Origin of the sequence: Pseudomonas sp. NPDC089734, from assembly GCF_044748865.1 — a bacterium.
Lineage (GTDB): Bacteria > Pseudomonadota > Gammaproteobacteria > Pseudomonadales > Pseudomonadaceae > Aquipseudomonas.
Genome location: NZ_JBIVGV010000003.1, coordinates 43,735 through 68,601, shown reverse-complemented (window position 1 = coordinate 68,601; position 24,867 = coordinate 43,735). Strand labels below are relative to the sequence as shown.

26 protein-coding genes are annotated in these 24,867 nt (G+C 59.5%); 11 read left to right on the top strand and 15 right to left on the bottom strand.

Going from position 1 to position 24,867, the window contains the following annotated elements; genetic code table 11:
* Window positions 1-3 precede the first annotated feature (3 nt).
* Genes mlaD through ACIPY9_RS05065 form a run of 3 tightly spaced genes read right to left on the bottom strand, consistent with a single transcriptional unit; the run spans window position 4 to window position 2,077 of the window.
* Entirely contained in the window at window positions 4-471 is a 468-nt protein-coding gene (gene mlaD, locus ACIPY9_RS05075) for an outer membrane lipid asymmetry maintenance protein MlaD (RefSeq protein WP_400697590.1), read from the bottom strand.
* Entirely contained in the window at window positions 471-1,268 is a 798-nt protein-coding gene (gene mlaE, locus ACIPY9_RS05070) for a lipid asymmetry maintenance ABC transporter permease subunit MlaE (protein ID WP_400697588.1), read from the bottom strand. Before mlaE ends, mlaD begins: the two co-directional genes overlap by 1 nt.
* Window positions 1,268-2,077 carry an ATP-binding cassette domain-containing protein gene (locus ACIPY9_RS05065; RefSeq protein ID WP_400697586.1) on the bottom strand — a complete coding sequence of 270 codons (810 nt, stop codon included), beginning with the start codon at window positions 2,075-2,077 and terminating at the stop codon, window positions 1,268-1,270. The genes mlaE and ACIPY9_RS05065 overlap by 1 nt, the downstream gene beginning before the upstream one ends.
* Before the next feature lie 319 nt (window positions 2,078-2,396).
* On the opposite strand from ACIPY9_RS05065, the gene ACIPY9_RS05060 reads away from it, so the two are divergent.
* From ACIPY9_RS05060 to ACIPY9_RS05020, 9 genes are all read left to right on the top strand, one after another.
* Window positions 2,397-3,371 carry a KpsF/GutQ family sugar-phosphate isomerase gene (locus tag ACIPY9_RS05060; RefSeq protein WP_400697585.1) on the top strand — a complete coding sequence of 325 codons (975 nt, stop codon included), beginning with the start codon at window positions 2,397-2,399 and terminating at the stop codon, window positions 3,369-3,371.
* Between the two features lie 45 nt (window positions 3,372-3,416).
* Window positions 3,417-3,989, top strand: coding sequence for an LPS export ABC transporter periplasmic protein LptC (gene lptC / locus ACIPY9_RS05055; protein WP_400697583.1), 573 nt, complete (start codon window positions 3,417-3,419; stop codon window positions 3,987-3,989).
* Window positions 3,976-4,521, top strand: coding sequence for a lipopolysaccharide transport periplasmic protein LptA (lptA, locus tag ACIPY9_RS05050; RefSeq protein ID WP_400697580.1), 546 nt, complete (start codon window positions 3,976-3,978; stop codon window positions 4,519-4,521). The genes lptC and lptA overlap by 14 nt, the downstream gene beginning before the upstream one ends.
* Complete coding sequence (lptB, locus tag ACIPY9_RS05045; RefSeq protein WP_400697578.1) at window positions 4,522-5,247, top strand: LPS export ABC transporter ATP-binding protein; 726 nt, start codon at window positions 4,522-4,524, stop codon at window positions 5,245-5,247.
* 188 nt (window positions 5,248-5,435) lie between these two features.
* Window positions 5,436-6,929 carry an RNA polymerase factor sigma-54 gene (locus ACIPY9_RS05040; protein ID WP_400697576.1) on the top strand — a complete coding sequence of 498 codons (1,494 nt, stop codon included), beginning with the start codon at window positions 5,436-5,438 and terminating at the stop codon, window positions 6,927-6,929.
* Window positions 6,930-7,005: 76 nt separating this feature from the next.
* Window positions 7,006-7,314 carry a ribosome hibernation-promoting factor, HPF/YfiA family gene (hpf, locus tag ACIPY9_RS05035; RefSeq protein WP_122317084.1) on the top strand — a complete coding sequence of 103 codons (309 nt, stop codon included), beginning with the start codon at window positions 7,006-7,008 and terminating at the stop codon, window positions 7,312-7,314.
* Window positions 7,315-7,325: 11 nt separating this feature from the next.
* Window positions 7,326-7,790, top strand: coding sequence for a PTS IIA-like nitrogen regulatory protein PtsN (ptsN, locus tag ACIPY9_RS05030; protein WP_400697574.1), 465 nt, complete (start codon window positions 7,326-7,328; stop codon window positions 7,788-7,790).
* A gap of 2 nt (window positions 7,791-7,792) precedes the next feature.
* On the top strand, window positions 7,793-8,650 hold the full coding sequence (rapZ, locus tag ACIPY9_RS05025; protein WP_400697571.1) for an RNase adapter RapZ: 858 nt from the start codon (window positions 7,793-7,795) through the stop codon (window positions 8,648-8,650).
* 16 nt (window positions 8,651-8,666) lie between these two features.
* On the top strand, window positions 8,667-8,939 hold the full coding sequence (locus ACIPY9_RS05020; RefSeq protein WP_073168369.1) for an HPr family phosphocarrier protein: 273 nt from the start codon (window positions 8,667-8,669) through the stop codon (window positions 8,937-8,939).
* A gap of 47 nt (window positions 8,940-8,986) precedes the next feature.
* Here the strand turns inward: ACIPY9_RS05020 and ACIPY9_RS05015 are convergent, their stop codons facing one another.
* Entirely contained in the window at window positions 8,987-9,490 is a 504-nt protein-coding gene (locus tag ACIPY9_RS05015) for an SRPBCC domain-containing protein (RefSeq protein WP_400697567.1), read from the bottom strand.
* A 98-nt stretch (window positions 9,491-9,588) separates the two neighbouring features.
* Here ACIPY9_RS05015 and ACIPY9_RS05010 point away from each other — a divergent pair, with 98 nt between their 5' ends.
* Window positions 9,589-10,485 carry a LysR family transcriptional regulator gene (locus ACIPY9_RS05010; protein ID WP_400697565.1) on the top strand — a complete coding sequence of 299 codons (897 nt, stop codon included), beginning with the start codon at window positions 9,589-9,591 and terminating at the stop codon, window positions 10,483-10,485.
* Between the two features lie 24 nt (window positions 10,486-10,509).
* On the opposite strand, the gene ACIPY9_RS05005 is transcribed toward ACIPY9_RS05010, so the two are convergent.
* The 6 genes from ACIPY9_RS05005 to pmbA form a co-directional block, all read right to left on the bottom strand.
* Entirely contained in the window at window positions 10,510-11,397 is an 888-nt protein-coding gene (locus ACIPY9_RS05005; protein WP_400697562.1) for a ZIP family metal transporter, read from the bottom strand.
* Window positions 11,398-11,426: 29 nt separating this feature from the next.
* Window positions 11,427-12,038 carry a superoxide dismutase gene (locus ACIPY9_RS05000; RefSeq protein WP_400697559.1) on the bottom strand — a complete coding sequence of 204 codons (612 nt, stop codon included), beginning with the start codon at window positions 12,036-12,038 and terminating at the stop codon, window positions 11,427-11,429.
* A 1-nt stretch (window position 12,039) separates the two neighbouring features.
* Complete coding sequence (locus ACIPY9_RS04995) at window positions 12,040-12,501, bottom strand: hypothetical protein (RefSeq protein ID WP_400697557.1); 462 nt, start codon at window positions 12,499-12,501, stop codon at window positions 12,040-12,042.
* 24 nt (window positions 12,502-12,525) lie between these two features.
* Window positions 12,526-13,902, bottom strand: a complete 1,377-nt coding sequence (locus tag ACIPY9_RS04990; protein ID WP_400697555.1) for a class II fumarate hydratase — start codon at window positions 13,900-13,902, stop codon at window positions 12,526-12,528.
* On the bottom strand, window positions 13,895-14,290 hold the full coding sequence (locus ACIPY9_RS04985) for a FagA protein (protein ID WP_400697553.1): 396 nt from the start codon (window positions 14,288-14,290) through the stop codon (window positions 13,895-13,897). Before ACIPY9_RS04985 ends, ACIPY9_RS04990 begins: the two co-directional genes overlap by 8 nt.
* A gap of 178 nt (window positions 14,291-14,468) precedes the next feature.
* The gene (pmbA, locus tag ACIPY9_RS04980; RefSeq protein WP_400697550.1) at window positions 14,469-15,815 is read right to left on the bottom strand and encodes a metalloprotease PmbA; all 1,347 of its coding nucleotides are present in this window, start codon (window positions 15,813-15,815) and stop codon (window positions 14,469-14,471) included.
* Between the two features lie 107 nt (window positions 15,816-15,922).
* Here pmbA and yjgA point away from each other — a divergent pair, with 107 nt between their 5' ends.
* A complete protein-coding gene (gene yjgA / locus ACIPY9_RS04975) occupies window positions 15,923-16,444 on the top strand; it encodes a ribosome biogenesis factor YjgA (protein ID WP_400697548.1) in 522 nt (173 codons plus the stop codon).
* Between the two features lie 47 nt (window positions 16,445-16,491).
* On the opposite strand, the gene tldD is transcribed toward yjgA, so the two are convergent.
* The 5 genes from tldD to ACIPY9_RS04950 form a co-directional block, all read right to left on the bottom strand.
* Window positions 16,492-17,931, bottom strand: coding sequence for a metalloprotease TldD (tldD, locus tag ACIPY9_RS04970; RefSeq protein WP_400697545.1), 1,440 nt, complete (start codon window positions 17,929-17,931; stop codon window positions 16,492-16,494).
* Window positions 17,932-17,933: 2 nt separating this feature from the next.
* Window positions 17,934-18,779, bottom strand: coding sequence for a carbon-nitrogen hydrolase family protein (locus ACIPY9_RS04965; RefSeq protein ID WP_400697543.1), 846 nt, complete (start codon window positions 18,777-18,779; stop codon window positions 17,934-17,936).
* A 45-nt stretch (window positions 18,780-18,824) separates the two neighbouring features.
* Window positions 18,825-22,640, bottom strand: coding sequence for a YhdP family protein (locus ACIPY9_RS04960; protein ID WP_400697542.1), 3,816 nt, complete (start codon window positions 22,638-22,640; stop codon window positions 18,825-18,827).
* Between the two features lie 172 nt (window positions 22,641-22,812).
* Window positions 22,813-24,270 carry a ribonuclease G gene (rng, locus tag ACIPY9_RS04955; RefSeq protein ID WP_400697539.1) on the bottom strand — a complete coding sequence of 486 codons (1,458 nt, stop codon included), beginning with the start codon at window positions 24,268-24,270 and terminating at the stop codon, window positions 22,813-22,815.
* Window positions 24,267-24,866: a Maf family protein gene (locus ACIPY9_RS04950; RefSeq protein WP_400697537.1), complete on the bottom strand. Its 600-nt coding sequence runs from the start codon at window positions 24,864-24,866 to the stop codon at window positions 24,267-24,269. Before ACIPY9_RS04950 ends, rng begins: the two co-directional genes overlap by 4 nt.
* Window position 24,867: the final 1 nt, after the last annotated feature.

Here is a 24,867-nt window from a genome sequence, read left to right as displayed (position 1 = left end):
TCCTCATTTAGCGTCTTTACTCACGGTATTGAGCAGGAATTTCCCGATCAGGTCTTCCAGCACAAGCGACGACTGCGTGTCATGGATCGTACTGCCATCCTTGAGCAGGGTTTCATCCCCGCCCACGCTGATGCCGATGTACTTCTCACCCAGCAGGCCGGCTGTCAGGATCGAAGCCGTGGAGTCCGAAGGCAGGTTATCCACCTTCTTTTGTATCTCCAACGTTACACGACCGGTGAACGTATCGCGATCCAGATCAATGGCTGTCACCCGGCCAATCGGGACACCTGCCATGCTTACCTTGGCTCTGACAGTCAAACCGGCGATATTGTCGAAGTAAGCGTAAAGTTTATAGCTGTCATTGGTCGCACTGGCGCTCAAGCCACTGACACGCAGGGCGAGCAATAGCAAAGCCAGTATGCCCGCCAGCAGGAACAGGCCGACACCGGTTTCGATGGCACGGTTTTGCATCAGAAATCTCCAAACATCAAGGCGGTCAGAATAAAGTCAAGGCCCAGCACTGCCAGCGAGGCATACACAACCGTACGGGTCGTAGCGCGGCTGATCCCTTCTGAAGTCGGTTCACAGTCATACCCCTGGAAAACAGCGATCCAGGTCACCACGAAAGCAAAGACAACACTTTTGATAACACCATTGAGCACATCGCTGGTGAAGGAAACGCTGCTCTGCATGTTCGACCAGAAAGAGCCCTCATAGACCCCCAGCCAGTCGATGGCGACCCACGAACCGCCCCAGATTCCGACCACGCTGAAAATGATCGCCAGCAGCGGCAGGGAAATGAACCCCGCCCACAGACGCGGCGCAATGATGTACTTGAGAGGATCGACACCGATCATCTCGAGGCTCGACAATTGCTCGGTGGATTTCATGTTGCCGATTTCAGCGGTCAATGCCGAACCGGCACGCCCGGCGAACAGCAGAGCCGTGACCACAGGCCCCAACTCACGCAGAAGGGTCAGCGCGACCATCTGGCCCACCGCCTGCTCCGAACCGTACTTGGTCAGAATGCTGAAACCCTGAAGCGCCAGCACCATGCCGATGAAGATCCCGGACACCACGATGATGACCAGAGACATCACGCCGACGGAATACAGCTGCTTGATCAGCAGCGAAAAACTGCCGCCGATCCCGCCGCGCCCCAGCAAGGCGTGGCTCAGGAATATGCCGGATCGACCCAGCACGGTAACGATATCGATGGCGGCACGCCCAAACAGGCGAATCCGCTCCAACAATGACTTATTGCGCATCAGCGCTTCCCCAAAAGGTCTTCGCGAAAATCCGGTGCCGGATAATGAAACGGCACAGGACCGTCCGGTTCACCGGTCATGAATTGACGAATACGCGGATTATCCGAGGACATCAGTTCCTCTGGAGTCCCCTGCCCCAATACCTGCCCATCTCCGACGACATACAGGTAGTCGGCGATACTGGCCGTTTCGGTCAGATCATGGGACACCACGATGCTGGTGATCCCCAGGGCATCGTTGAGCAACCGGATCAGGCGTACCAGAACCCCCATGGCAATGGGGTCCTGCCCGACAAAGGGTTCGTCGTACATAAGGATCTGCGGATCGAGGGCGATGGCACGGGCAAGCGCCACGCGACGCTTCATGCCCCCGGACAATTCGTCGGGCATCAGCTCCAGCGCGCCACGCAGCCCCACCGCCTGCAATTTGAGCAGAACGATGTCGCGAATCATTTCTTCCGGCAATTGCGTGTGAACGCGCAAGGGGAAAGCGACGTTCTCGAACACGTCCAGATCGGTGAACAACGCGCCGCTCTGGAACAGGACTCCCATGTGCTTGCGGGCATCGAACAGATCGCTGCGCGACAGCGTCGGCAAGTTCTGGCCATTGACCCAGACTTCGCCTGCGCTTGGTCGCAATTGCGCGCCCATCAGGCGCAGCAAGGTCGTCTTGCCACAACCGGAAGGCCCCATGATTCCGGTGACCTTTCCCTTGGGGATACGGATATCGACATTACTGAATATGCTGCGCGTACCGCGTTTGAAGGACACTCCTTTCAACTCGACCGCGTAGGCGTCATCGGCGCTCATCTAAACTCCTTGCGATACAGCCTCTCCCTTCTTGCACCGGCCTCTGAATTGGAGACAAGCGGCACGGGCTGGCCGAACAAGCGGCGAACTATATCACCGCAGCAGCGCACCACCCAAGAAGAGAACCTGCCTGATTAGATGCCTCGAAAAAGGCTGCAGACACCCTTTACACGGCGAAATCGTCGCCGGAACAGCCTTGCGTGCCCCTCGGCGACCCGCTGCAAAGCGCCTTGAATGCAGCACCACGACGATCAGACGTGAGGGAATCGTACATTACCGCTATAATCGCCGCCTTTCAGCAAGCCGACCATTTCAAGACATGAACCAATCCCGCGACCTGATTCAATCCGCGCAACGAACCATCCGCCTCGAAATAGAAGCCATACAAGGCTTGCTGGGCCAGCTCGATGCAGATTTCGTGCGGGCGTGCGAAATGATTCTGGCCAGCCAGGGGCGTGTCGTGGTGGTCGGCATGGGCAAGTCCGGGCATATCGGCCGGAAGATCGCCGCCACCCTGGCGAGCACCGGTACAACGTCCTATTTTGTTCATCCCGCCGAAGCCAGCCATGGCGACATGGGGATGATTACCCGCGACGACATCATTCTGGCCCTGTCCAACTCCGGCACGACCAATGAAATCGTCACACTCCTGCCGTTGATCAAACGCCTGGGCATCAAAATGATCAGCCTGACAGGCAATCCGGCCTCGGTTCTGGCCAGGGCGGCCGACGTCAACCTGAACGTCCAGGTGGATCAGGAAGCGTGTCCGCTGAACCTGGCCCCGACGTCCTCGACCACCGCCGCCCTCGTCATGGGTGACGCGCTGGCCGTTGCCCTGCTCGAATCACGCGGCTTTACCGCCGAAGACTTCGCCTTTTCGCACCCCGGCGGCGCGCTCGGCCGACGCCTGCTGCTGAAAGTCGAGAATGTCATGCACAGCGGCGACACACTGCCCAGGGTGCTGCGGGGCACCCCGCTGCGCGACGCGCTGCTGGAAATGACCCGCAAGGGCCTGGGCATGACGGCAATCACCGATGTCGACGGCAAGCTGGCCGGGATCTTCACCGACGGCGACCTGCGCCGCACACTGGATCGCCCGATCGATATCCGCGAAACCACCATCGATGAAGTCATGACCCTTCACGGCAAGACAGCGCGTGCCGACATGCTCGCCGCCGAAGCCCTGAAGATCATGGAGGATCACAAGATCAGCGCCTTGATCGTCGTCGATGAAAACGACCATCCGATCGGTGCATTCAACCTGCAGGATCTTCTGCGTGCAGGAGTCATGTAATGACTACTACCCTATTTCTGAAAGTCCTGAATACGGGCCATGAATATGCTCACTAAAAAAATCCGTACATTCCTGCTTTTCGGAGTGCTGGGACTGCTGCTTGCCGCCGCCGGTTACTGGAACATCAGCCCGGAAAGCTTCATGGACCAGCCCGTCGCAACCGCCGACGACACCGCCATCGACTACTACGCCATCAACGCCCGCAGCGTGCAGTACCTGCCGGACGGCAAGCTTCAGTATGAAATGACGGCAGACAAGGTCGAACACATCAAGGCCACGGACGTGACCCTGCTGACCACGCCCGACCTGCAGATGTACCGCGGCACCCTGTTCCCCTGGCACGTCCAGAGCAAGCGGGGCGAGGTCTCGCCGGGTGGTACAGAGGTTGAACTGATTGACTCCGTGCGTGTTGCACGTACCGATGAAAAGAAGCGTACGACTATCATTACCAGCAGTCGTATGACCGTATTCCCACAGAAGCAATATGCGCAGACCGAGCAAATCGTTAGAATCGACGCCGCTGGCGGTGTAACGACAGCCAAGGGAATGAAAGCGTATTTGAACGACGGCAGGATGGACCTGCTGTCCAACGTAAGAGGACAGTATGAGTCTCGTTAAAACTCTTCCTTTTTTGCTCGGCCTGGGCGCAGCACTGGGAAGCCCGAGCGCCTGGTCCCTGCCAACCGACCGCGATCAGCCGATCCATATCCAGTCGGACGATGCGCAGCTCGATGACAAGAAAGGCGTGGCCACCTACAAAGGCAACGTCATCATCACTCAGGGCTCGATGAAGATCACCGGCAACACCGTGACCATCACTCGCAATGCACAGGGCGAAGTCGACGTATTCACCTCCGTCGGCAACCTGGCCTATTACGAGCAGAAGCCGTCCGTGGACAAGCCGATCGTGCAGGCTTACGGCGTGACCATTCAGTATTACGCGGCACAAGACCGCATCGTGCTGATCGACAAGGCCAAGGTCATCAACGACGGCAACACTTCCGAAGGCGAAAAGATCGTCTATGACACCGTGAGACAGGTTGTCACCGCAGGCCGGGCCAATGGCGCCGCCAAAGTGACCGCGCCGCGCCCACGGATCGACATGGTCATCCAGCCCAAAAAGAAAACCGAACAGCAGAAGGCCCAGTAAATGGCGACGCTTAAAGCCCAGCACCTGGCCAAGAGCTACAAGAGCCGTCAGGTCGTACGCGATGTAAGTCTGTCCATCGACAGCGGTCAGATCGTAGGCTTGCTGGGCCCCAACGGTGCCGGCAAGACGACCTGCTTCTACATGATTGTCGGTCTGGTACAGGCCGATCAGGGCCGCGTCCTGATCGACGACCTGGATGTCAGCCATCAGCCGATGCACGGCCGCGCACGCGCAGGCATCGGCTATCTGCCTCAGGAAGCCTCGATCTTCCGCAAGCTGTCCGTGGCCGACAACATCATGGCAATCCTTGAAACCCGCAAGGAACTTGACGGCGCAGCACGCCGCAAGGAGCTGGAAAGCCTGCTGCAGGAATTCCACATCAGCCACATCCGCGACAACCTGGGCATGAGCCTCTCGGGCGGTGAACGCCGCCGGGTCGAAATCGCACGGGCACTGGCCACGGCTCCCAAGTTCATCCTGCTCGACGAACCGTTCGCAGGCGTAGACCCCATCTCGGTGGGCGATATCAAGCAGATCATTCATCACCTGAAAGCCAAGGGCATCGGCGTGTTGATCACCGATCACAACGTCCGCGAAACCCTGGACATCTGTGAAACCGCCTACATCGTCAACGATGGCCAACTGATCGCCGAAGGCGACTCAGAGACCATTCTGGCAAACCAGCTGGTGAAAGAAGTCTATCTCGGCCACGAGTTCCGCCTGTAAGTCGATGCAGTGTTCCAGCTCTTTTGACCCGAGCATTGTCTGAGCACCCTGTTGACAATTCATTATTTGTCATGACGCTCTAGGCAAACACTTCAGATTCAGGCATATAACTTGCTTAAGTTTGGCGCTTCGGCGCCCTGTAGTGGATGGCGCATGTGCGCCGGCGAATAAGGTGTTTAGCCCCTGCCATGAAACCATCGCTAGTCTTGAGAATGGGCCAGCAGCTGACGATGACGCCGCAGCTGCAACAGGCTATCCGCTTGCTCCAGTTATCGACCCTGGATCTCCAGCAGGAAATCCAGGAGGCGCTGGAGTCGAACCCTATGCTGGAACGCCAGGAAGAAGGCGACGACTTCGACAACTCCGATCCCCTGGCCGACAATATCGAGCAAAAGCCCAATACAGAGGTTCAGGAGCCCACCTACCAGGAATCCACGCCGACCGTGGACAACCTGGAGGACGGCGAGTGGAACGAACGCATTCCCAACGAACTCCCTGTCGACACCGCCTGGGAAGACGTTTATCAGACCAGCGCCAGCAGCCTGCCCAGCAACGATGACGATGAATGGGATTTCACCACCCGCACATCCGCCGGCGAGAGCCTGCAAAGCCATCTGCTCTGGCAACTGAACGTCGCGCCGATGTCGGACAAGGACCGGCTGATTGCCGTGACCCTGATCGACTGCATCAACAACCAGGGCTATCTCGACGAGACCCTGGAAGAGATTGTCGAGGCATTCGACCCTGAACTGGATATCGAACTCGACGAAATCGAAGCCGTTCTGCACAGAATCCAGCAATTCGAGCCCGCCGGTATCGGTGCCCGCAACCTGAGCGAATGCCTGTTGCTGCAACTGCGCCAACTGCCGGCAAAAACCCGCTGGCTGAGCGAAGCCCAACACTTGGTCACCGACTACATCGACCTGCTGGGCAGCCGAGACTACACACAGCTCATGCGTCGCATGAAGCTCAAGGAAGACGAACTTCGCCAGGTCATCGAGCTGGTCCAGAGCCTGAACCCGCGTCCGGGCTCACAGATCGAATCCACCGAAGCCGAATACGTTGTACCGGACGTGATCGTGCGCAAGGACAACGAGCGCTGGCTGGTCGAGCTGAACCAGGAATCGGTGCCACGCCTGCGCGTCAATCCGCAATACGCCGGTTTCGTACGCCGGGCCGACACCAGCGCCGACAACACCTTCATGCGCAACCAGTTGCAGGAGGCTCGCTGGTTCATCAAGAGCCTGCAAAGCCGCAACGAAACCCTGATGAAGGTCGCGACCCAGATCGTCGAGCATCAACGCGGTTTCCTTGAATATGGCGACGAAGCCATGAAGCCGCTCGTCCTGCATGACATCGCCGAAGCCGTGGGCATGCATGAATCGACGATCTCCCGCGTCACCACCCAGAAGTTCATGCACACCCCAAGGGGTATTTACGAGCTGAAATACTTCTTCTCCAGCCACGTAAGCACCTCTGAAGGCGGCGAATGCTCCTCGACGGCAATCCGCGCAATCATTAAAAAACTGGTTGCCGCCGAAAATCAGAAAAAGCCGTTGAGTGATAGCAAGATCGCTGGTTTACTGGAGGCACAAGGCATTCAAGTCGCCCGTCGCACAGTTGCCAAGTACCGCGAATCACTGGGGATTGCACCTTCGAGTGAGCGCAAGCGACTGATGTGATGCAGGCAGAGCCACAGCGTTCCAGCGGCAGGAATAACCCCCTGCCTCTTTATGCACTGGCAAAGGAGAAAGCTGTATGCAAGTCAATATCAGTGGACACCAACTGGAAGTGACCAAGCCCCTTCGCGAATACGTGGAGCTCAAGCTCAAGAAGCTCGAAGGGCATTTTGACAAGATTACTAACGTGCAGGTCACGATGGCTGTCGAGAAGCTGAAGCAGAAAATCGAAGCCACGCTGCACATCCATGGTGGAGAGGTGGTGGCCAATGCCGAGCATGACGACATGTACGCAGCCATCGACCTTCTCACTGATAAGCTCGACAGACAATTGCTCAAGCACAAGGAGAAGCAGCAGAACATCCTTAAAGGTGCGACAGCTCGCTAACACTCATCCAAATGATCCGACTTGAAAATATCCTGACCCCCGGCCGTTCATGCGTGAACGTGCCGGGCGGCAGTAAAAAGCGTGTACTCGAACAAATTGCCAACCTGATCGGCCGCGAAGTGCCGAGCATGGATCAGCAAACCGTGTTTGAAAGCCTTGTTGCCCGTGAAAAACTGGGATCGACCGGTTTTGGAAACGGCATCGCCATTCCCCATTGCCGCCTGCCAGGCTGTGAAACGCCGGTCAGCGCGGTTATCCGTCTGGAATCCCCTATCGATTTCGATGCCATCGACGGTGCCCCGGTCGACCTGCTGTTTGTCCTGCTCGTCCCGGAAGCTGCCACCGATGAACACCTGGAGCTGCTGCGCCAGATCGCCAGCATGCTCGACCGCACAGAAGTGCGTGATCGCCTACGCAGTGCCGAAAGCGGTGAAACGCTTTATAAAGTGGTACTGGACGTACAGAACGGGCACTGATCATGCGCATGATCGTCGTCAGTGGTCGCTCGGGTTCAGGCAAGAGCACGGCTCTGGATGTGCTGGAAGACAACGGTTTCTACTGCGTTGATAACCTTCCTGCCGGCCTGCTCCCGGAACTGGCCGAGCGTGCCCTGATCAACACGGAACTGGCCGAGCCCCTGCTGGCGGTCTCCATCGACGCACGCAACCTGCCCAGTCACCTGACGCGTTTCCCGCAGATGCTTGCAGAAGTACGTGCGCGCAATATCCAGTGCGACGTTCTTTACCTGGATGCCGATGAAGCCACCCTGCTCAAGCGTTTCTCCGAAACGCGCCGTCGTCATCCGCTGAGCACGGCGAACCGCTCGCTGGCAGAAGCCATCCATGACGAAACCACATTGCTGGGACCGATCATCGATCTGTCCGACCTCAAGATCAACACCACGCACCTGAACCTCTATCAGCTACGCGATACCCTCAAGCTTCGCCTGCTGAACAGGCCGGAACCCGGCACGGCATTCCTGATCGAATCCTTTGGTTTCAAACGTGGCATGCCGGTAGATGCGGATCTCGTCTTTGATGTGCGCTGCCTGCCCAACCCGTACTGGAAGCCGGAACTGCGTGATCATTCCGGCCTCGATGCACCGGTTGTCGAGTATCTGGCCGCTCAGCCGGATGTGGAGGAGATGTTTCAGGACATTTTTTCCTACCTCAACAAATGGCTGCCTCGCTTCGCGGCCAGTAACCGGTCCTACGTTACCATTGCCATTGGCTGCACAGGCGGACATCACCGCTCCGTCTACCTGACGGAACGACTGGGTCAGGTCCTGCAACAATCACTCAAGAACGTTCAGGTTCGCCACCGCGACCTAAGCTGAAAGGATTTTCACTGCGATGCCCGCTCGTCAAATCACCATCATCAACAAACTGGGCCTGCACGCCCGCGCTGCCGCCAAGTTCGTGGGTGTCGCCGGCAAGTTTCCCTGCCAGATCAGAGTTGGCCGTTCACCGGACAGCATGGTCGATGGCAAGAGCATCATGGCAGTGATGATGCTGGCGGCCGGTAAAGGCACCGAGATTCATCTGCTGACCGAAGGCGAAGGCGAGCAGGATGCACTGGATGGTCTGGTCGAGCTGATCAATAACCGCTTCGACGAAGGCGAATAAGCCCATCGTCGCCTGCCGCGCCCCGATTCCGGAGCGCGGTTCCCGTCTCAACTGCGCGCTTGACGCGCCAGCCCTTCGATCCACTCCTGATGAGCGTTGAGCATGGGGTTGGGCAGGGTTTTCGCCAACTCACGCGCTGGCGCTCCATTCTGCGTTTCCTGGGTCAGAATCCGCACCCGCCCTCCCGGCAAATCCTCAAACAACCAGGCGTGATGCACGTCCAGTCGGCTCAGCTCATCCCCCTCAACCCAGCCGTGCCAGGCAATCCGTGCAGGCTCACCCGCAACCGGCGGAAGGTATTCCACCACTTGCGCCTCGACGGGAAAGCCAAAGGTCGTGAAGCGAAAACGCGCCTGATCGGATAACTGTGGGCCGGATCCATCATGGAACCGGATATCCGACACGTTGCTGTAAAAGCCCTGCCAGAGTGAGGTGTCGTTGAGACTGGCCCATACCTGAGCCGCTGTCAGGCCACTCACCACGATCTCGTTGGACACATAGTTATCGGTGATACCGGGTGTGTAGCCTTCAGGCCAGATGATCGCGCTCATGAGTAATCCTCGTGGAAATATGCCGTTGTGAGTTGACGGCCCCCATCATGAGCGTCGACTATTCATAAGACCAATCGCGATTCCTGAGCCTATCCATCATGCAGCGTGATATCAGAAGTCTGGACCTCAATCTGTTGAAAGCGCTGGACGCACTTCTCGATGAGCGTAGCGTCACTCGCGCTGCGGCCAGGCTTTCACTGACTCAACCCGCCGTCAGCGGGATGCTGACACGCCTGCGTGAAGCCTTCGGTGACCCGCTCTTCGTGCGAGCACAACGCGGCATTGTGCCGACGACCCGCGCCCTTGAACTGGCCAGGCCGGTAAAGAGCATGCTGGAAGAAATAGAGCGCCTGTTACAACCCGACGGATTCGACCCAGCCACGGCAACGCTGACGGTTTCCATCGCGGCAACGGATTACGCTCTGCGGACCCTGATCGTGCCTTTTCTGGCCGCACTGCGTGTACAGGCCCCCGGGATTCGGCTTGCGGTGCATCCGGTCGACGACCTTCAGGTCAACGCGGCCCTTGAAACCGGCACGCTGGACATGGCCATTCTGACGCCTGAAACCACCTCCCCCGGCCTGCACAGCCATCCCCTCTACGACGAGCAGTATGTGTGCGCCCTGCGGCACGATCATCCGGCCCTGGCGGACGGAACGCTGACACTGGAACACTTCTGCGCCCTGGAGCACGCCATGGTGTCCTACGCTGGAGGGGGGTTCAGAGGTGTCACTGATGAGGCTCTGGCACGTATAGGCCGCGAGCGACGCGTCACGGTATCGGTCACCAGCTTTCTGGTGCTACCGGAAATTCTGAGGGAGAGCGATCTGATTTCCGTCGTCCCCAAACGGCTGATCAAGCCATCGGAAGGCCTGACGCTGGTAAGCCCGCCGCTGGACATAACAGGCTTCAGCAAGGTCCTGGCCTGGCATGAACGCACACACCGCGACGCAGCCCGGATCTGGCTGCGTACGCTTCTGACACAGAGCCTCTGAAAAGCGGCCCCGTGCCCATGGCGATCAAACCAGCGCGGTGTCCATCGCCATCATCATGCAAAACCCCACAATCAATCCCAGACTGGCAATCTTGTTATGCCCGTTCAGGCGTGATTCCGGGATGATTTCATGGGTGACCACCAGCAGCATTGCACCTGCCGCCAGGGCCAGACCGAACGGTAGCAATTGCTCGGCAATTCCCACCAGCCAGGCCCCCAGCACGGCAAACAGCGGCTCGACCAGACCGGAGGCGGCCCCGATCAGAAACGCCTTGCCCCGCGACATGCCCGCACCGGCCAGCACCATGGCAATGACCAGCCCTTCAGGCACGTCCTGCAGGGCAATACCGATGGCCAGGCTGTCGGCCTCCGACAAGCCGCCGCCTGCCGAGACACCAATCGCCATCCCTTCCGGGATGTTGTGGGCCACGATGGCTATCACGAACAGCCAGATTCGTGGGGCAATCGCCGGGTGCTCCGCCGTACCGCCTACGGGCGAGCCTTTGGACACGCTGTAATCGACCATGAACAGGCACAACGCACCGAGAACGATGCCTGAACTGACCAGACCTGCCGCACCCCAGGATGAAAAACCAAGACCTTCGGCCGCCTCAAGCCCCGGAACGATCAGGGAAAACGCCGTCGCAGCCAGCATGACGCCAGCACCGAAGCCGAGCAGCCCATCGGACACCATGATGGGCATGCTCCGGATCACCAGCACCGGAACCGCTCCAAGCGCCGTTCCCAGCGCGCAGATGGCGCCGCCCTCCAGCGCACGCATGAGACGTGGCTCCAGATTGAGCCAGGCCAGCCCCTGCGCGACCAGCAACGCCATACCGGCCAGCAACAGCACTGTCCCGATCGCGAGACGGAACAACCGCACACTGCTGATCGTGAGTATTTCCGAACGCATAAACTGCCTTAGGTCTTGTTATGGGGAAGTCAGGCCAGAGCGGCCTGATAACGCCGGGATACTTCATCCCAGTTGATCACGTTGTAGAACGCATTGATGTATTCAGGGCGACGGTTCTGATACAGCAGGTAGTAAGCGTGCTCCCAGACGTCCAGGCCCAGAATCGGCGTATTGCCATTCATCAACGGGCTATCCTGGTTACCGCTGCTTTCAACCACGAGTTTTTTCTCGGGCGTCACGCTCAGCCAGGCCCAGCCGCTGCCGAAACGAGTCAGGGCCGCCTTGGTGAAGGCCTCCTTGAAGCTGTCGAAGCCACCCAGTTGCTCGTCGATCGCCTTGGCCACTGCCCCGGAAGGCACGCCACCACCGCCTGGCACCATCACCGTCCAGAACAGGGAATGGTTGGCGTGACCGCCGCCCTGATTGATCACGGCCGGACGCAGTTTTTCAGGCAGTTGCTTGACGCTGGCGACCAGTTTCTCGATGGGCCACTCGGCGAACTCGGTCCCCTCGACGGCCGCGTTGAGGTTATTGATGTAGGTCTGGTGGTGCCTGGTGTAGTGAATTTCCATGGTCTGCGCATCGATGTGCGGTTCCAGGGCATCGTAGGCATAAGGCAGTGCAGGCAAGGTGTAAGGCATATCAATGTGCTCCGTAGAAAAGGCCAGGAGTGGCAGCCGAACTTCGCTGCAACGATGAGCGCGTATGCTCACTGTTGCTGTTCAGCAATCGATGAGTCCTCGGGTATTCGCCGTGTTCGCTGATAAAACCCAGCAGTTCGGCATAGGTCTTGTTGCTGTGACGCAGCGCGGCTTCGCGCAAGGCCTTGGGCAGACGGGAATCCTGCATGGCTTGCAGCAGGCACTGGTGGATTGCGCACAGATACTCGGCGCTCTCCTCCGGCTGCCCCAGGCTCAAGTGCAGATCGGCCAGGTTGTGATGGGAAATGACGCAGGCCGCCACCGCTTCGTCGGCATCCGGCCAGCGCTCGAACAGCACTTGAGCCAGTGCCAGCGCCTGAAGGTAAAGCTCGCGGGCCTCGACCCACTCGCCCAGATTGAAACAGCGATTGGCCTGTTCGATGATGCGTTTCCAATGCTGCATGACATACCTCCAGGCGGGCTTGTATCAGATGCCGCCAGCAGTGAGTTTTTCGGGATTGAGCAGCACTTCCAGCTGACTGCGCTGCAAATCGGTGTGTTCAAGGGCGACATCGATGATCGGACGCCCTTCCTGGTACGCCTTCTTGGCGATTTCGGCCGCCTTCTGGTAGCCGATGATCGGGTTGAGCGCCGTCACCAGAATCGGGTTGCGCGACAGCGCTTCCTTGAGCTTGGCTTCGTTGACCTTGAAGCTGGCAATCGCCTTGTCGGCCAGCAGACGGCTGGAGTTGGTCAGCAACTCGATGCTGCTGAGCAGGTTCTGGGCGATGATCGGCAACATCACGTTCAACTCGAAATTGCCGGACTGCCCCGCCACGGTAATGGCCGCATCGTTGCCGATGACCTGTGCGGCCACCATCGCCGTCGCCTCAGGGATCACCGGATTGACTTTGCCCGGCATGATCGAAGAGCCCGGCTGCAAGGCTTGCAGCTCGATTTCGCCCAGGCCGGCCAGCGGCCCGGAGTTCATCCAGCGCAGGTCGTTGGCGATTTTCATCAGCGAAACGGCGGTGGCCTTGAGTTGACCGGAAACGGCAACGGCGGTGTCCTGGGAACCGATCAGGGCGAACAGGTCCTTGCCCGGTACGAACTGCACGCCACTCAGGGCGCTCAGGTGTTTGCTGAAACGTGCGGAAAACTCAGGGTGCGCGTTGATACCGGTTCCCACCGCCGTACCGCCCTGAGCCAGCGCTTGCAGGCTCGGCTGCAAGGCTTGCAGGTGTTCGATATTGGCGCGAATCTGCTGCGACCAGCCGTTCAGAACCTGGCTCATGCGGACCGGCATGGCGTCCATCAAGTGAGTACGACCGGTCTTGACGAAGTCATGCACCTGCACGGCCTTGTGCTCGGTGACCTGCACCAGATGAGTCAGGGCCGGCAGCAGTTGCTCATGCAGCGCCAGCGCAGCGCTGACATGAATGGTGGTCGGAATGATGTCGTTGCTGCTCTGGCCGCAGTTGACGTGATCGTTCGGGTTGACCGTTTCGCCCAGCACGCGGGTGGCGAGGGTCGCAATCACCTCGTTGGCGTTCATGTTGGTGCTGGTGCCGGAACCAGTCTGGTAGATGTCCACCGGGAAGTGAGTCATGAAGTCACTGGCCAGCAGGTCCTTCACGGCACTGACGATGGCTTTGCTCTGGCCTTCGCTGATCTGTTCCAGCTCAAGGTTGGCCTGAGCCGCTGCCGCCTTGGCCAGCAGCAGGGCACGAATGAACTGCTTTGGCATGCGCTGCTGGCTGATCGGGAAGTTATCCACCGCACGCTGAGTCTGTGCGCCATACAAGGCCTCGGCCGGGACCTGCAGTTCGCCCATGCTGTCGCGTTCGATACGGGTATTACTCATCGGAATGTCCTTGCACCAGTTCAGTGAGAGAAATCGAAGGCTGTAAGACGCAGGAGGCCAATTGATGCACGCAGGCTTCCCAGCGCTGATGCCGTGCGGGGGTGGAGGCCAGCGCTTTTACATCGCGCAGCGGCCGCCATGCCTGATCAAGACACAGACAGCGCCAGTGCCACGGCAAGACCGTGTCACGCGCCGTGTCCATCAGCAGGCGAAATGTGGTTTCGGCAATAAGCATCTGTGGAGTGGCCGTAAAACGTGCCAGGTAGCGACCTTCGGCCAGGTAATGCTCGATCAGGCGGGGTTCGTCAGGCTCGAGGGCACAACGAATCCGCAGGCTCAACCCGCGCCAGTTTTCCAGGTAAGGCAGCTCGTGCAACACAGACCCCATGACCGCATCTCATTTTAGAAATGATATTCATTATTGAATGAGATTAAGAATCAAAACAAGAGTGGAGTTTAAAGTGGGGACGGGAAAGGAGGATTGAGAAGGGATATGGGGGGATGGTTATTCGCGGATGAATCCGCTCCTACGGCGTCTGTAGGAGCGAATTCATTCGCGAAGGGGTTCAGCTACCCGCAACCATCATCCGCTCGATGAGCACCGAGCCTGTACGGATGTTGCTGCGTAACTCAAGATCGCTGCCAACGGCGACGATCTGCTTGAACATGTCACGCATATTGCCTGCAATGGTCACTTCCTGAACCGGGAACTGGATCTCGCCATTTTCGATCCAGAAACCTCCAGCGCCACGGGAATAATCACCGGTCACCATGTTCAGGCCGCTGCCCATCAGTTCGGTGACCAGCAGGCCACGCCCCATGCGCCGGATCAGTGCTGCCTGGTCTTCGCTGCCATGGGTGACGAACAGGTTATGCACGCCACCGGCGTTCGCCGTGCTGGGCAGACCCAGTTTGCGACCGGAATAGGTGCTCAAGACGTAGGAAACCAGCGTACCGTTTTCCACGAACGGCTTGGCGTAGGTGGCCAGACCATCACTGTCGAAAGCGGAACTGCCCATGGCGCGCATCAGGTGTGGGCGCTCGTCGATGGTCAGCCACTCAGGGAACAGGCGTTGCCCCAATGCCCCCTCCAGAAAGGAGGACTTGCGATACAGGTTGCCACCGGCAATCGCCGACAACAGGCTGCCGAACAGACCTCCGGCCATTTCTGCCGAAAACAGCACCGGCACTTCACACGTCGGTACAGGGCGTGCGCCCAGACGGCTCGCGGCACGCTGGGCCGCCTTGCGACCAATGCTCTGGGCATCGGCCAGTTGCGGTCCGATGCGATTGACGTCATACCAGTAATCGCGCTGCATCTGGCCTTCACCTTCCGCGATCATCACGCAGCTCAGGCTATGGCGTGTCGAGGCGTAGCCACCGATGAAACCGTTGCTGTTGCCGTAGACGCGGCAGCCTTGATGGGTATTGAGCGTGGTGCCATCGGCGTTCTTGATCCGGCTGTCGGCATCGAATGCCGCAGCTTCACAGATCAAAGCCTTTTCGATGGCCTGCTCGGGCGTGATGTCCCAGGCATGGAACAGATCGAAATCCTTGTTCTCCCTGGCCATCAGCGCGGCGTCGGCAAGACCGGAGCTTTCGTCTTCGGAAGTATGCTTCGCAATCGCCAGTGCAGCGGCCACGGTTTCGCGGATGGCATCGGCCCCGCTGGCCGAGGTACTGGCCGAGCCTTTGCGCTGACCGACATACAGGGTGATACCAAACCCCTGATCGCGGTTGAACTCCACGGTTTCCACTTCCCGCTGGCGAACCGACGTCGACAGCCCCTGCTCCAGCGACACGGCGACCTCACAGGCACTGGCGCCCTGACGCCTGGCCTCGGCAATGATCTGCTCGACCTGTTCCTGCAGCTCGGGCAAGGCCTGTGGGCCGACGCTTTGGGTTGCACTCATGATTTTCTCCATCAAATTCTGCTTTCGGCACACGCCGAATACCGAGCGGGCCGGACAAGCGGCCCTCGACTGGTTATCATGGCGGCGTTTATTTGCGGACGGCCCCCATGGTTGATTCTTACGACGACTCCCTCGACGGGGAGAAAAGCAAAAGCCAGGTCAAACGTGAGCTGCATGCTCTGGTTGATCTTGGCGAGCGACTGACAACACTCAAGCCCGATGTGCTGGCCAAGCTGCCGCTGACCGACGCCTTGCGCAAGGCGCTGGCCGAAGCTCACAAGCACACGGCTCACATTGCACGAAAACGCCACATCCAGTTCATTGGCAAGCTGATGCGTGACCAGGACCAGGAAGCCATCCTGGAACTGCTGGACCAACTCGACGCCTCCACTCGCCAGTACAACGAACGCTTCCACGCCCTGGAGCGCTGGCGTGATCGCCTGATCTCAGGCAATGACGGCGACCTCGAAAAGTTCTTCAACGATTACCCCGAGGCCGACCGCCAGCAACTGCGCTCCCTGATCCGTCAGGCCCAGCACGAAGTGGCACGCAACAAACCGCCGGCCACCAGCCGCAAAATCTTTAAATACATCCGTGAGCTGGACGAGGTTCAACGCGGCCTGCGTTGATCACGACCGATCGGGGCTGATCGCTGGCGATCAGCCCCGACTCACATTCAACCGCCAGTACCACCGACCGTGATCGCATCGATCTTCAGCGTCGGCTGACCGACACCGACCGGCACCGATTGACCATCCTTGCCACAGACACCGACGCCGCTGTCCAGCGACAGATCATTACCCACCATCGACACCCGACTCATGGCTTCCGGGCCATTGCCGATCAGGGTCGCACCTTTGACCGGAGCGGTAATTTTCCCGTCTTCGATCAGATAGGCTTCGCTGGTGGAGAACACGAACTTGCCACTGGTGATGTCGACCTGACCACCGCCCAGGTTGGCGCAATAGATACCTTTCTTCACCGAAGCGATGATTTCCTGCGGATCGCTCTGGCCCGCCAGCATGTAGGTATTGGTCATGCGCGGCATCGGCAGGTGCGCATAGGATTCACGACGACCGTTACCAGTACGGCCCACGCCCATCAGACGGGCATTGAGCTTGTCCTGCATGTAGCCCTTGAGCACGCCATTCTCGATCAGGGTCGTGCATTCGGTCGGCGTACCTTCGTCGTCCACGCTCAATGAGCCACGACGTCCGGCCAGCGTGCCGTCATCGACGATGGTGCAGAGGCTGGAGGCGACCTTCTCGCCAATCCGTCCGCTGTAGGCCGAACTGCCCTTGCGGTTGAAATCGCCTTCCAGACCATGCCCGACCGCTTCGTGCAGCAACACACCGGACCAGCCGGAACCCAGTACCACAGGCAGGGTTCCCGCCGGAGCAGGAATCGCTTCGAGGTTAACCAGTGCCTGGCGCAACGCCTCACGGGCGTAGCTCATGGCACGGTCTTCAGACAGGAAATAACGGTAGTCCGTACGACCGCCGCCACCATGACCGCCACGCTCGCGGCGACCGTTCTGCTCGACGATGACACTGACGTTGAAACGCACCAGAGGCCGCACATCGGAGGCCAGCGTGCCATCGGCCGCCGCGACCAGAATGCGCTCCCAGACACCAGACATGCTGACCGATACCTTCTGGATACGCGGGTCCAGGGCTCGGGTAGCCACATCGACACGCTTGAGCAGCTCGACCTTTTCAGCACGGCTCATCACTTCCAGCGGATTATCCGGCGCATACAGTTGAGCGACATCCTGAGTGGTAAAAGCCTGAACCCGGCCATTCTGACCCGCACGGGAAATGGAACGGGCAGCACGGGCCGCCGAGGTCAAGGCTTCCAGAGTGATTGCATTGCTGTAGGCAAAGCCGGTCTTTTCGCCGGACTGGGCACGTACACCGACGCCCTGATCCAGGTTGAAACTGCCTTCCTTGACGATGCCGTCCTCCAGAGACCAGGATTCGGAAATCAGGCCCTGGAAATACAGGTCGGCCGCATCGATGCCCGGGCCGGCCAACTCGCCCAATACCGATTGCAGGCTGTCCAGGCTCAAGCCACCGGGCGCCAGAAGATGTTCACTGACAGAGGACAAGCCACTCATATTCACTCCGAAGCAGGCCGCACGGCGTCCTGCGAAAAAAAGCGCCGGTGACTGGACACCGGCATCCGCGCCCGTATGGACGCCTGTTCTTCACTGTCTCGTTCGGCCAGCAGCACGGCTTCCCCTTGCTCCTGCCGTGCCAGCACCCGCCCCCATGGGTCGACGATCGCTGCATGACCGTAGGTTTCCCGAGGCCCTGGATGAGTTCCGCCTTGTGCGGCCGCCAGCACATAACACTGGGTTTCAATGGCGCGCGCCCGGACCAGAATCTCCCAGTGTGCAGCGCCGGTCACCGCCGTGAAGGCCGAGGGGGCTGTAATCAATTCCGCTCCGGCTTCACGCAGGGCGGTGTAAAGCTCAGGGAAGCGCAAGTCGTAACAGACACTCAGGCCCAGACGCCCTACAGGTGTGTCAGCCACGACAATGTTGTTCCCATGAGCATAGTCATCCGATTCACGATAGCGACCGCGATTGTCAGCGACGTCGACATCGAACAGATGCAGCTTGTCATAGCGGGCCACCTGTTCACCCTGATCATCCACCAGCAACGAACAGGCCGTCACCTTGCCGTCAGGCTGGCCATCGGGCGGCAACGGCAAGGTCCCGGCCACGATCCATAACCTGAGGTCGCGGGCCGCCTGTTTCAACCATGGCAGGATGGGACCATCTCCCCGTGCTTCGGCACGCCCGATATCAGCGATATCCCGGCGGCCCATCGCTGCGAAGTTTTCGGGCAGAACTGCAAGACGCGCTCCGCTTTCGGCAGCTTGTTCCAGAAGCCTGCGGGCCTGGGCAAGATTGCCCGACACGTCGCTCTGACTGACCATCTGAATCACGGCAAAAGACATGGCACTTCCCTTACATGACATGTGGCCACTGTACTCCATGACACGCTATTGAGGCTTTTCAAAAGGCTTGTCGAACGTGATTTTCGGCTCTTTCCACGGACCTTCGACCTTGTACTGCACACTGGCAAACCGTGCGACGCGATCCCCCAGCAACTTGTCCACAAGGAACAACGCCCCGCCAATGGCTGGCGCACCGACAATCAGCGCCGCAATCGGCAGGTTGTTGGTCACCGGCAAGGTCACCAGCAACTTGGCATCGACACGATCACGGACCATGTCCAGCGTGCCATTGAGCTCCAGATTGCTGGACGGCCCGGTCAGGGTAATCGGGGTGCGCGTGACATACACGCCATCGCTGGCCACCAGCAGCCCCTTGACCCGGTCATAGCTCAGGCCCTTGCCCAGCAGGTCGGAGAAGTCCAGGCGCAGTCGGCGACCGATGGAGTTGAAGTTCAACAGGCCGAACACCCGCAAGGCCTGCGCCCCGCCTTCCACTTCAACGAACTGCCCCTGACGCAAAGTCGCATCCAGGCTGCCCGAGAACCGCTTGAGCCCGACCCAGGCAGGCGAACCGGGCCAGCGGCCATCGACATCCATCTCGAAGCTTTCACTGGTCACGGTAGGTGCAAAGCCCCAGTCCTTCAGGACATCGGCCAGATTCTGACCACTGAGCCGCCCCTTGAACCAACTGCTGCTCGCTCCCGGTGGGCCTTCCCAGCTGCCATCCCCCTGCAACGACATGCCCTTGAGCTCAAGATTCATGTCGGACAAACGTATCCCGGTCGCCGAAGGCCTGACCTTCAAGGCCCAGCCTCCCAGCAGTTGCTCACCCTGGAACAACTGGGCAATCCTGATATCCGTGGCCGGAATCCTGCTCGGGTCGATATCGGCCAGAGGATCGGGCGGGTTCTCCACCACGGCGGCCTTCGGGTCAGGCGCAGGCAAGCGAACATAAAGCAGGTCGATACCAATCGGGGCCGTCTTGCTATCGGGCAGCGAAGCCGTGCCCTTGACCAGATCGCTGTCCAGGGAAAGTGCCCAGGCAGAAGCATTACGCTGCAACTGCACCCGCACCTGATCCATCGTCATGCCCATGGCCGTCAACTTGCCGACCTTCAGGTCGACACCGCTGAGCAACTGTCTGGCGCTGCCGCCCGGATCGCTGCCGGTGTAACGCTGTGCAATGGCCTGCCAGGGAGCCACATCCAGTTCAGACAGACTGCCTCTTATCCGCAGCCCCTTGGCATCCGGAACAATGGCTCCACCCTGCCCGAGAAACAGTTCGCCACGCCCTTCTGCCAGCTTGCCGGCCGGTGCGGCAAAAGCCAGGTTCGCCAGATCGCCATAGGCCGCACCGAAGCGCCTCTCAGGTCCCTGAAGGGTCATGCGAAATTCGCTGGCTCGCTCTTCCTCGGCACTCTTGCCGAACGGGGCAGGCAGATCGACTGCCACGCCTTTAAGAGTGGAGTTGATGACCAGAGGACTGTCGGTGCCGTTAAGCGTGAGCTGCATGCGATAGGGCAACTCACCCGACACCGGCAGTGGCTGGGTCATGCCCAGCCATTCGGTCAGCCTCTTCAGCGTAATCTGCCCATTGGCCACGACCCGGGTCACGTTGGCTCCGGGCTTGCCCTCGGCAGCGACTTCCGCCGTCACCGGACGCTCGAATACCTGAGCGCGAACGCCCTTGGCGCTCACGCCCCTGGCATTATCGAAACGGAAATCGCCCTTGAGCTGGGTAATATCCAGCACCGGATCAGCGATCTTCAGGCGTGCGCCCTCGGTGCTGAAATCCACGGCGATCTTCGGCTCACCTTCCCTGGCCAGCGGAATATCCAGCTTCAGCTTGCCCTTGAGCGGCCCTTCACCCTGCCAGCCCGCGAAGGTACTGGCGGTGCCGATCGGAGCGTCCTGAAGGATTTTCAGCCCATCGACCAAGGTGCCGGCAAAGTCGCCATCCACCAGCAGGTGACTCGACTGACCGCTCGGCACATGCGGAATATTCACCTGCACATTGCTGACCAGGGTATCGAGCAACTGCCCTTTGCTGGCCTTGATGCGCACACCGCTGTTTTCGACATACACCTTGCCGTCAACGCCGTTGAGCGACGGCCAGCCCGGCTGGAAGGCCAGGGTGGCATCATGCACATCGAAAAACAGGCTGATGACCTGAGCGGTATCCGGTGAGTTCTTGTTCAGGGAACCCTGATACTGGAAAAAACCCTGATTGACTGCGCCACTGACAACCGCCGTGCGCAGCCACTTATCCAGCTCGGGACTCAACACGGCAGGCAGATACTTGCTGGTGTAGCGCCCGTCGCCATCGACCATGCCGACCCGAAGGTCCATATAGTCTTCCTGGTCATGACTGAAGTGCAGGCGGATCAGGAAGTCGGCAGCGATCTTGCCCTCTTCTCCCAGCACCTTGATGTAGGGGGCAATCAGGGTGAAACCCTGATCATCCAGCTTCCAGGTCAGGCGGGCATTGGCCTTCAGGTAGTGCCAGGGGTTCTTGAAGATCGGGTCCAGATGCAACATGAAGTCATCGGTGGCCAGACGCAGCTCGCCCTGTCCCAGATCGCCACTGATGGCGCCGCTGACATTTCCGGCAGCTGGCGCACCGTGATAGGCATTGAAGCCGACCTGGTCCAGATTGGCCGCAAAGCTCAGACGCTTGTCACCCGTTTCCCGAGGCCGATAGTCGAGCAGGACATTGCGCAGGCTGCCGGTTGCCTTGAGGTTGTTGAGCACGGTCCTGAAACCGTCCGGCAAGGGCGCAACGGAATCGAGCAGCGGTGTGAGAGGTGTCAGGTCCAGCCTGTCGGCCTGCACATGCCAAAGGTCTTCTCGGTCCGCCGTGCCCGTGGTTCGGGTCAGCTTCAGTCGACTTTCCCAACGGTCCTTGCCCAGGCTTACAGCCAGAGAGTCCAGCGTCAGGTCGAAACCGCTCTCGTTACGCTCGAACCAGGCATTGAGGGCCAGATTGTCGAGGGTTGCAGGCTTGTGCTCGGCGTACCCGGCCTTGATCGTCGGTGCATTGAGCCGTGCAACCGCACTCTGGACAGTCCCCTTGCCCCAGCTCAGCCAGAACTCGCCACCGGCCTTGAGCGCGGGCACCGTCCATTGTCGGGTCAGCTCTTTGGGCAGCCACTTGGCCCAATCGCTCTGCGGCAGGCTCACATACAGATCGGCTTCCCCGTCCTGCCAATGGCTGGCCTGGACTCGTGAGCGCAGGTTCAGTGCCAGTGGCTGGCCATCCGGCAAGGTCATGCGCGCATCCAGGCGCTGATGATAGCTACCGGTCATCAGGCTGAAGCTGACATAGGTAAGCGTCAACGGCGACTCGTCATAAGGGTGCAGGGTGACCTGGCTGTCGAGCAGCGAGAGGCGTGACACCTTTTGCATATGGGTCAGCAACTGCTCGGGATCAAGCGGTGCATTTTCCTGAACCGGCAGCCCCTGAACCGCCCAGAGCCCTTCCTGATCCTGCTTGAGGATCACTTGCAGGCCACCGACTTCAAGGTGAGCGATACGCACATCACGTGCCGCCAGACTTTCCCAGAGATCAGGCAGAACCTTGACCTGATCCAGCCGCAAGGCATTGGCCCCCTCGCCCACCATCACATCATGGGCCAGCAGCACCGGAGAAAACCCGCTCCAGCTTCCTTCCAGGCTGCCAATGGTCAACGGCATGCCCAACGCGGCACTGGCCCTGGTCTCCACATCGACCCGATACTCAGCCACCATCGGCATCAACTGGCGACCGACGCTGACATACAGGGCAGCCAGTATCAACAGCAGCGCACAAAGACCAAGCCCCCAACGGGTCAAGGCAGAAAAGAAACGGGGCAGACGCTCCATATCAGAGAGCCCTCCGCAATGAAGTCCGCCAACCAGTCTTTTTGAAGTGAACCCGACTCACGTGTGCAGGTACGACCCGGTACAGGTTTTGCTCATTTACCACGCATCATTCTCGTTATTAAGACATACGGCTCGTCAGCCCTCGGATCAGGCTTTCACAAAGCGAGCAACTTCAGAGCAGAACCACGTCATATTGTTCCTGCGAATACATGGTTTCTACCTGAAAACGAATGGTGCGACCGATAAAGCTCTCCAGTTCCGCCACATTGCCCGACTCCTCATCGAGCAGCCGATCCACAACTCGCTGGTTGGCCAATACACGATAGCCCAAGGCCTGATAAGCCCGGGCCTCTCGAAGAATTTCACGGAAAATCTCGTAACAGATGGTTTCCGGCGTCTTGAGCTTGCCGCGCCCCTGACAGCAGTGACACGGCTCGCACAGCACCTGCTCAAGGCTTTCACGGGTGCGCTTGCGGGTCATCTGCACCAGCCCCAGCTCGGTAATGCCGATGATGTTGGTCTTGGCGTGATCGCGCTCCAGCTGTTTTTCCAGCGTACGCAGGACCTGCCGCTGATGCTCACCGTCCTCCATGTCGATGAAGTCGATGATGATGATGCCACCCAGGTTGCGCAGGCGCAGTTGACGCGCAATAGCCGTTGCCGCCTCCAGGTTGGTCTTGAAAATCGTTTCTTCCAGATTCCGGTGACCGACGAATGCACCGGTGTTGACGTCGATGGTCGTCATCGCTTCGGCCGGATCGACCACCAGATAACCACCGGACTTGAGCGGCACCTTGCGCTCCAGCGCTTTCTGGATTTCGTCTTCGACGCCATACAGATCGAAAATCGGGCGCTCGCCGGGGTAATGTTCCAGACGGTCGGCAATTTCCGGCATCAGTTCGGCCACGAAGTGAGTGGTTTTCTGAAAAGTTTCCCGCGAGTCGATACGGATCTTCTCGATACGGGGGCTGACCAGATCACGCAGGGTGCGCAACGCCAGGCCCAGGTCCTCGTAAATGACACTGGGCGGACTGATGGTCTTGATCTGCTCTCCGATCTGATCCCAGAGCCGACGCAGGTAACGGATGTCCATGAGGATTTCGTCCGCCCCAGCCCCTTCGGCCGCTGTGCGCAGGATAAAACCGCCCGCTTCCTTGATGCCCTCCAGCGCCACGCAATCGCTCACGACCTTCTTCAGACGCTCGCGCTCGCTTTCGTCCTCGATCTTCAGGGAAATACCCACATGGGCGGTGCGTGGCATGTACACCAGATAGCGCGACGGAATCGACAGCTGGGTGGTCAGACGCGCCCCTTTGCTGCCGATCGGGTCCTTTGTCACTTGCACCACCAGGCTCTGGCCTTCGTGTACCAGAGAACTGATGCTCTCGATGGCAGGGCCTTCACGCATGGAGATTTCCGAAGCATGAATGAACGCGGCGCGGTCCAGGCCAATGTCGACGAACGCGGCCTGCATACCCGGCAGCACCCGCACCACCTTGCCTTTGTAGATGTTGCCGACAATGCCCCGACGCTGGGTCCGCTCGACATGGACCTCCTGCAGAACACCGTTTTCCACCACGGCCACCCGCGACTCCATCGGGGTGATATTGATCAGGATTTCTTCACTCATGGCTTTTCACCTTCCAGGCATTGCCAACAGGGTATGCCGAAACGCCCCAGCAGTTCTGCGGTTTCGCACAGAGGTAGCCCAACGACTCCAGAATAGCTGCCATGCAGCGCCTCGACGAAGATCGCTGCCAGCCCTTGAACCGCATAACTGCCCGCCTTGTCCTGCGGCTCGCCGCTGGCCCAGTAGGCCCGTGCTTCGTGAGGTTGAATCGAACGAAAACGTACGCGGCTGGCCACGACACAGGCTTCACTGCGCTGCCGGTCGACAAGCGCAACGGCCGTCAGGACTTCATGCTCACGCCCCGACAATCCGGCCAGCATAGCCAAGGCATCGGCCTCATCCACAGGCTTGCCCAGGATACGGCCATCGAGCACCACGGCCGTGTCCGCCCCCAGCACACAGGCATCCCGGTCGCCCAGCAATGCCAGACCGGCCGCTGCCTTGCCGCGGGCCAGACGCTCGACATAAGCCGCAGGGGCTTCGTTATTCAGAGGGGTTTCATCGATTTGCGCACTCAGCACCGTGATAGGTACGCCGATCTGTGTGAGCAGTTCACGGCGGCGCGGTGAGCCGGAGGCCAGATAGAGCAAGGGCATA

Excerpts from the sequence above, each read along its gene's own strand:
- mlaD (WP_400697590.1), bottom strand. The coding sequence starts at position 471 with ATGCAAAACCGTGCCATCGAAACCGGTGTCGGCCTGTTCCTGCTGGCG.
- mlaE (WP_400697588.1), bottom strand. The coding sequence starts at position 1,268 with ATGCGCAATAAGTCATTGTTGGAGCGGATTCGCCTGTTTGGGCGTGCC.
- ACIPY9_RS05065 (WP_400697586.1), bottom strand. The coding sequence starts at position 2,077 with ATGAGCGCCGATGACGCCTACGCGGTCGAGTTGAAAGGAGTGTCCTTC.
- ACIPY9_RS05060 (WP_400697585.1), top strand. The coding sequence starts at position 2,397 with ATGAACCAATCCCGCGACCTGATTCAATCCGCGCAACGAACCATCCGC.
- lptC (WP_400697583.1), top strand. The coding sequence starts at position 3,417 with ATGCTCACTAAAAAAATCCGTACATTCCTGCTTTTCGGAGTGCTGGGA.
- lptA (WP_400697580.1), top strand. The coding sequence starts at position 3,976 with ATGAGTCTCGTTAAAACTCTTCCTTTTTTGCTCGGCCTGGGCGCAGCA.
- lptB (WP_400697578.1), top strand. The coding sequence starts at position 4,522 with ATGGCGACGCTTAAAGCCCAGCACCTGGCCAAGAGCTACAAGAGCCGT.
- ACIPY9_RS05040 (WP_400697576.1), top strand. The coding sequence starts at position 5,436 with ATGAAACCATCGCTAGTCTTGAGAATGGGCCAGCAGCTGACGATGACG.
- hpf (WP_122317084.1), top strand. The coding sequence starts at position 7,006 with ATGCAAGTCAATATCAGTGGACACCAACTGGAAGTGACCAAGCCCCTT.
- ptsN (WP_400697574.1), top strand. The coding sequence starts at position 7,326 with ATGATCCGACTTGAAAATATCCTGACCCCCGGCCGTTCATGCGTGAAC.
- rapZ (WP_400697571.1), top strand. The coding sequence starts at position 7,793 with ATGCGCATGATCGTCGTCAGTGGTCGCTCGGGTTCAGGCAAGAGCACG.
- ACIPY9_RS05020 (WP_073168369.1), top strand. The coding sequence starts at position 8,667 with ATGCCCGCTCGTCAAATCACCATCATCAACAAACTGGGCCTGCACGCC.
- ACIPY9_RS05015 (WP_400697567.1), bottom strand. The coding sequence starts at position 9,490 with ATGAGCGCGATCATCTGGCCTGAAGGCTACACACCCGGTATCACCGAT.
- ACIPY9_RS05010 (WP_400697565.1), top strand. The coding sequence starts at position 9,589 with ATGCAGCGTGATATCAGAAGTCTGGACCTCAATCTGTTGAAAGCGCTG.
- ACIPY9_RS05005 (WP_400697562.1), bottom strand. The coding sequence starts at position 11,397 with ATGCGTTCGGAAATACTCACGATCAGCAGTGTGCGGTTGTTCCGTCTC.
- ACIPY9_RS05000 (WP_400697559.1), bottom strand. The coding sequence starts at position 12,038 with ATGCCTTACACCTTGCCTGCACTGCCTTATGCCTACGATGCCCTGGAA.
- ACIPY9_RS04995 (WP_400697557.1), bottom strand. The coding sequence starts at position 12,501 with ATGCAGCATTGGAAACGCATCATCGAACAGGCCAATCGCTGTTTCAAT.
- ACIPY9_RS04990 (WP_400697555.1), bottom strand. The coding sequence starts at position 13,902 with ATGAGTAATACCCGTATCGAACGCGACAGCATGGGCGAACTGCAGGTC.
- ACIPY9_RS04985 (WP_400697553.1), bottom strand. The coding sequence starts at position 14,290 with ATGGGGTCTGTGTTGCACGAGCTGCCTTACCTGGAAAACTGGCGCGGG.
- pmbA (WP_400697550.1), bottom strand. The coding sequence starts at position 15,815 with ATGAGTGCAACCCAAAGCGTCGGCCCACAGGCCTTGCCCGAGCTGCAG.
- yjgA (WP_400697548.1), top strand. The coding sequence starts at position 15,923 with ATGGTTGATTCTTACGACGACTCCCTCGACGGGGAGAAAAGCAAAAGC.
- tldD (WP_400697545.1), bottom strand. The coding sequence starts at position 17,931 with ATGAGTGGCTTGTCCTCTGTCAGTGAACATCTTCTGGCGCCCGGTGGC.
- ACIPY9_RS04965 (WP_400697543.1), bottom strand. The coding sequence starts at position 18,779 with ATGTCTTTTGCCGTGATTCAGATGGTCAGTCAGAGCGACGTGTCGGGC.
- ACIPY9_RS04960 (WP_400697542.1), bottom strand. The coding sequence starts at position 22,640 with ATGGAGCGTCTGCCCCGTTTCTTTTCTGCCTTGACCCGTTGGGGGCTT.
- rng (WP_400697539.1), bottom strand. The coding sequence starts at position 24,270 with ATGAGTGAAGAAATCCTGATCAATATCACCCCGATGGAGTCGCGGGTG.
- ACIPY9_RS04950 (WP_400697537.1), bottom strand. The coding sequence starts at position 24,866 with ATGCCCTTGCTCTATCTGGCCTCCGGCTCACCGCGCCGCCGTGAACTG.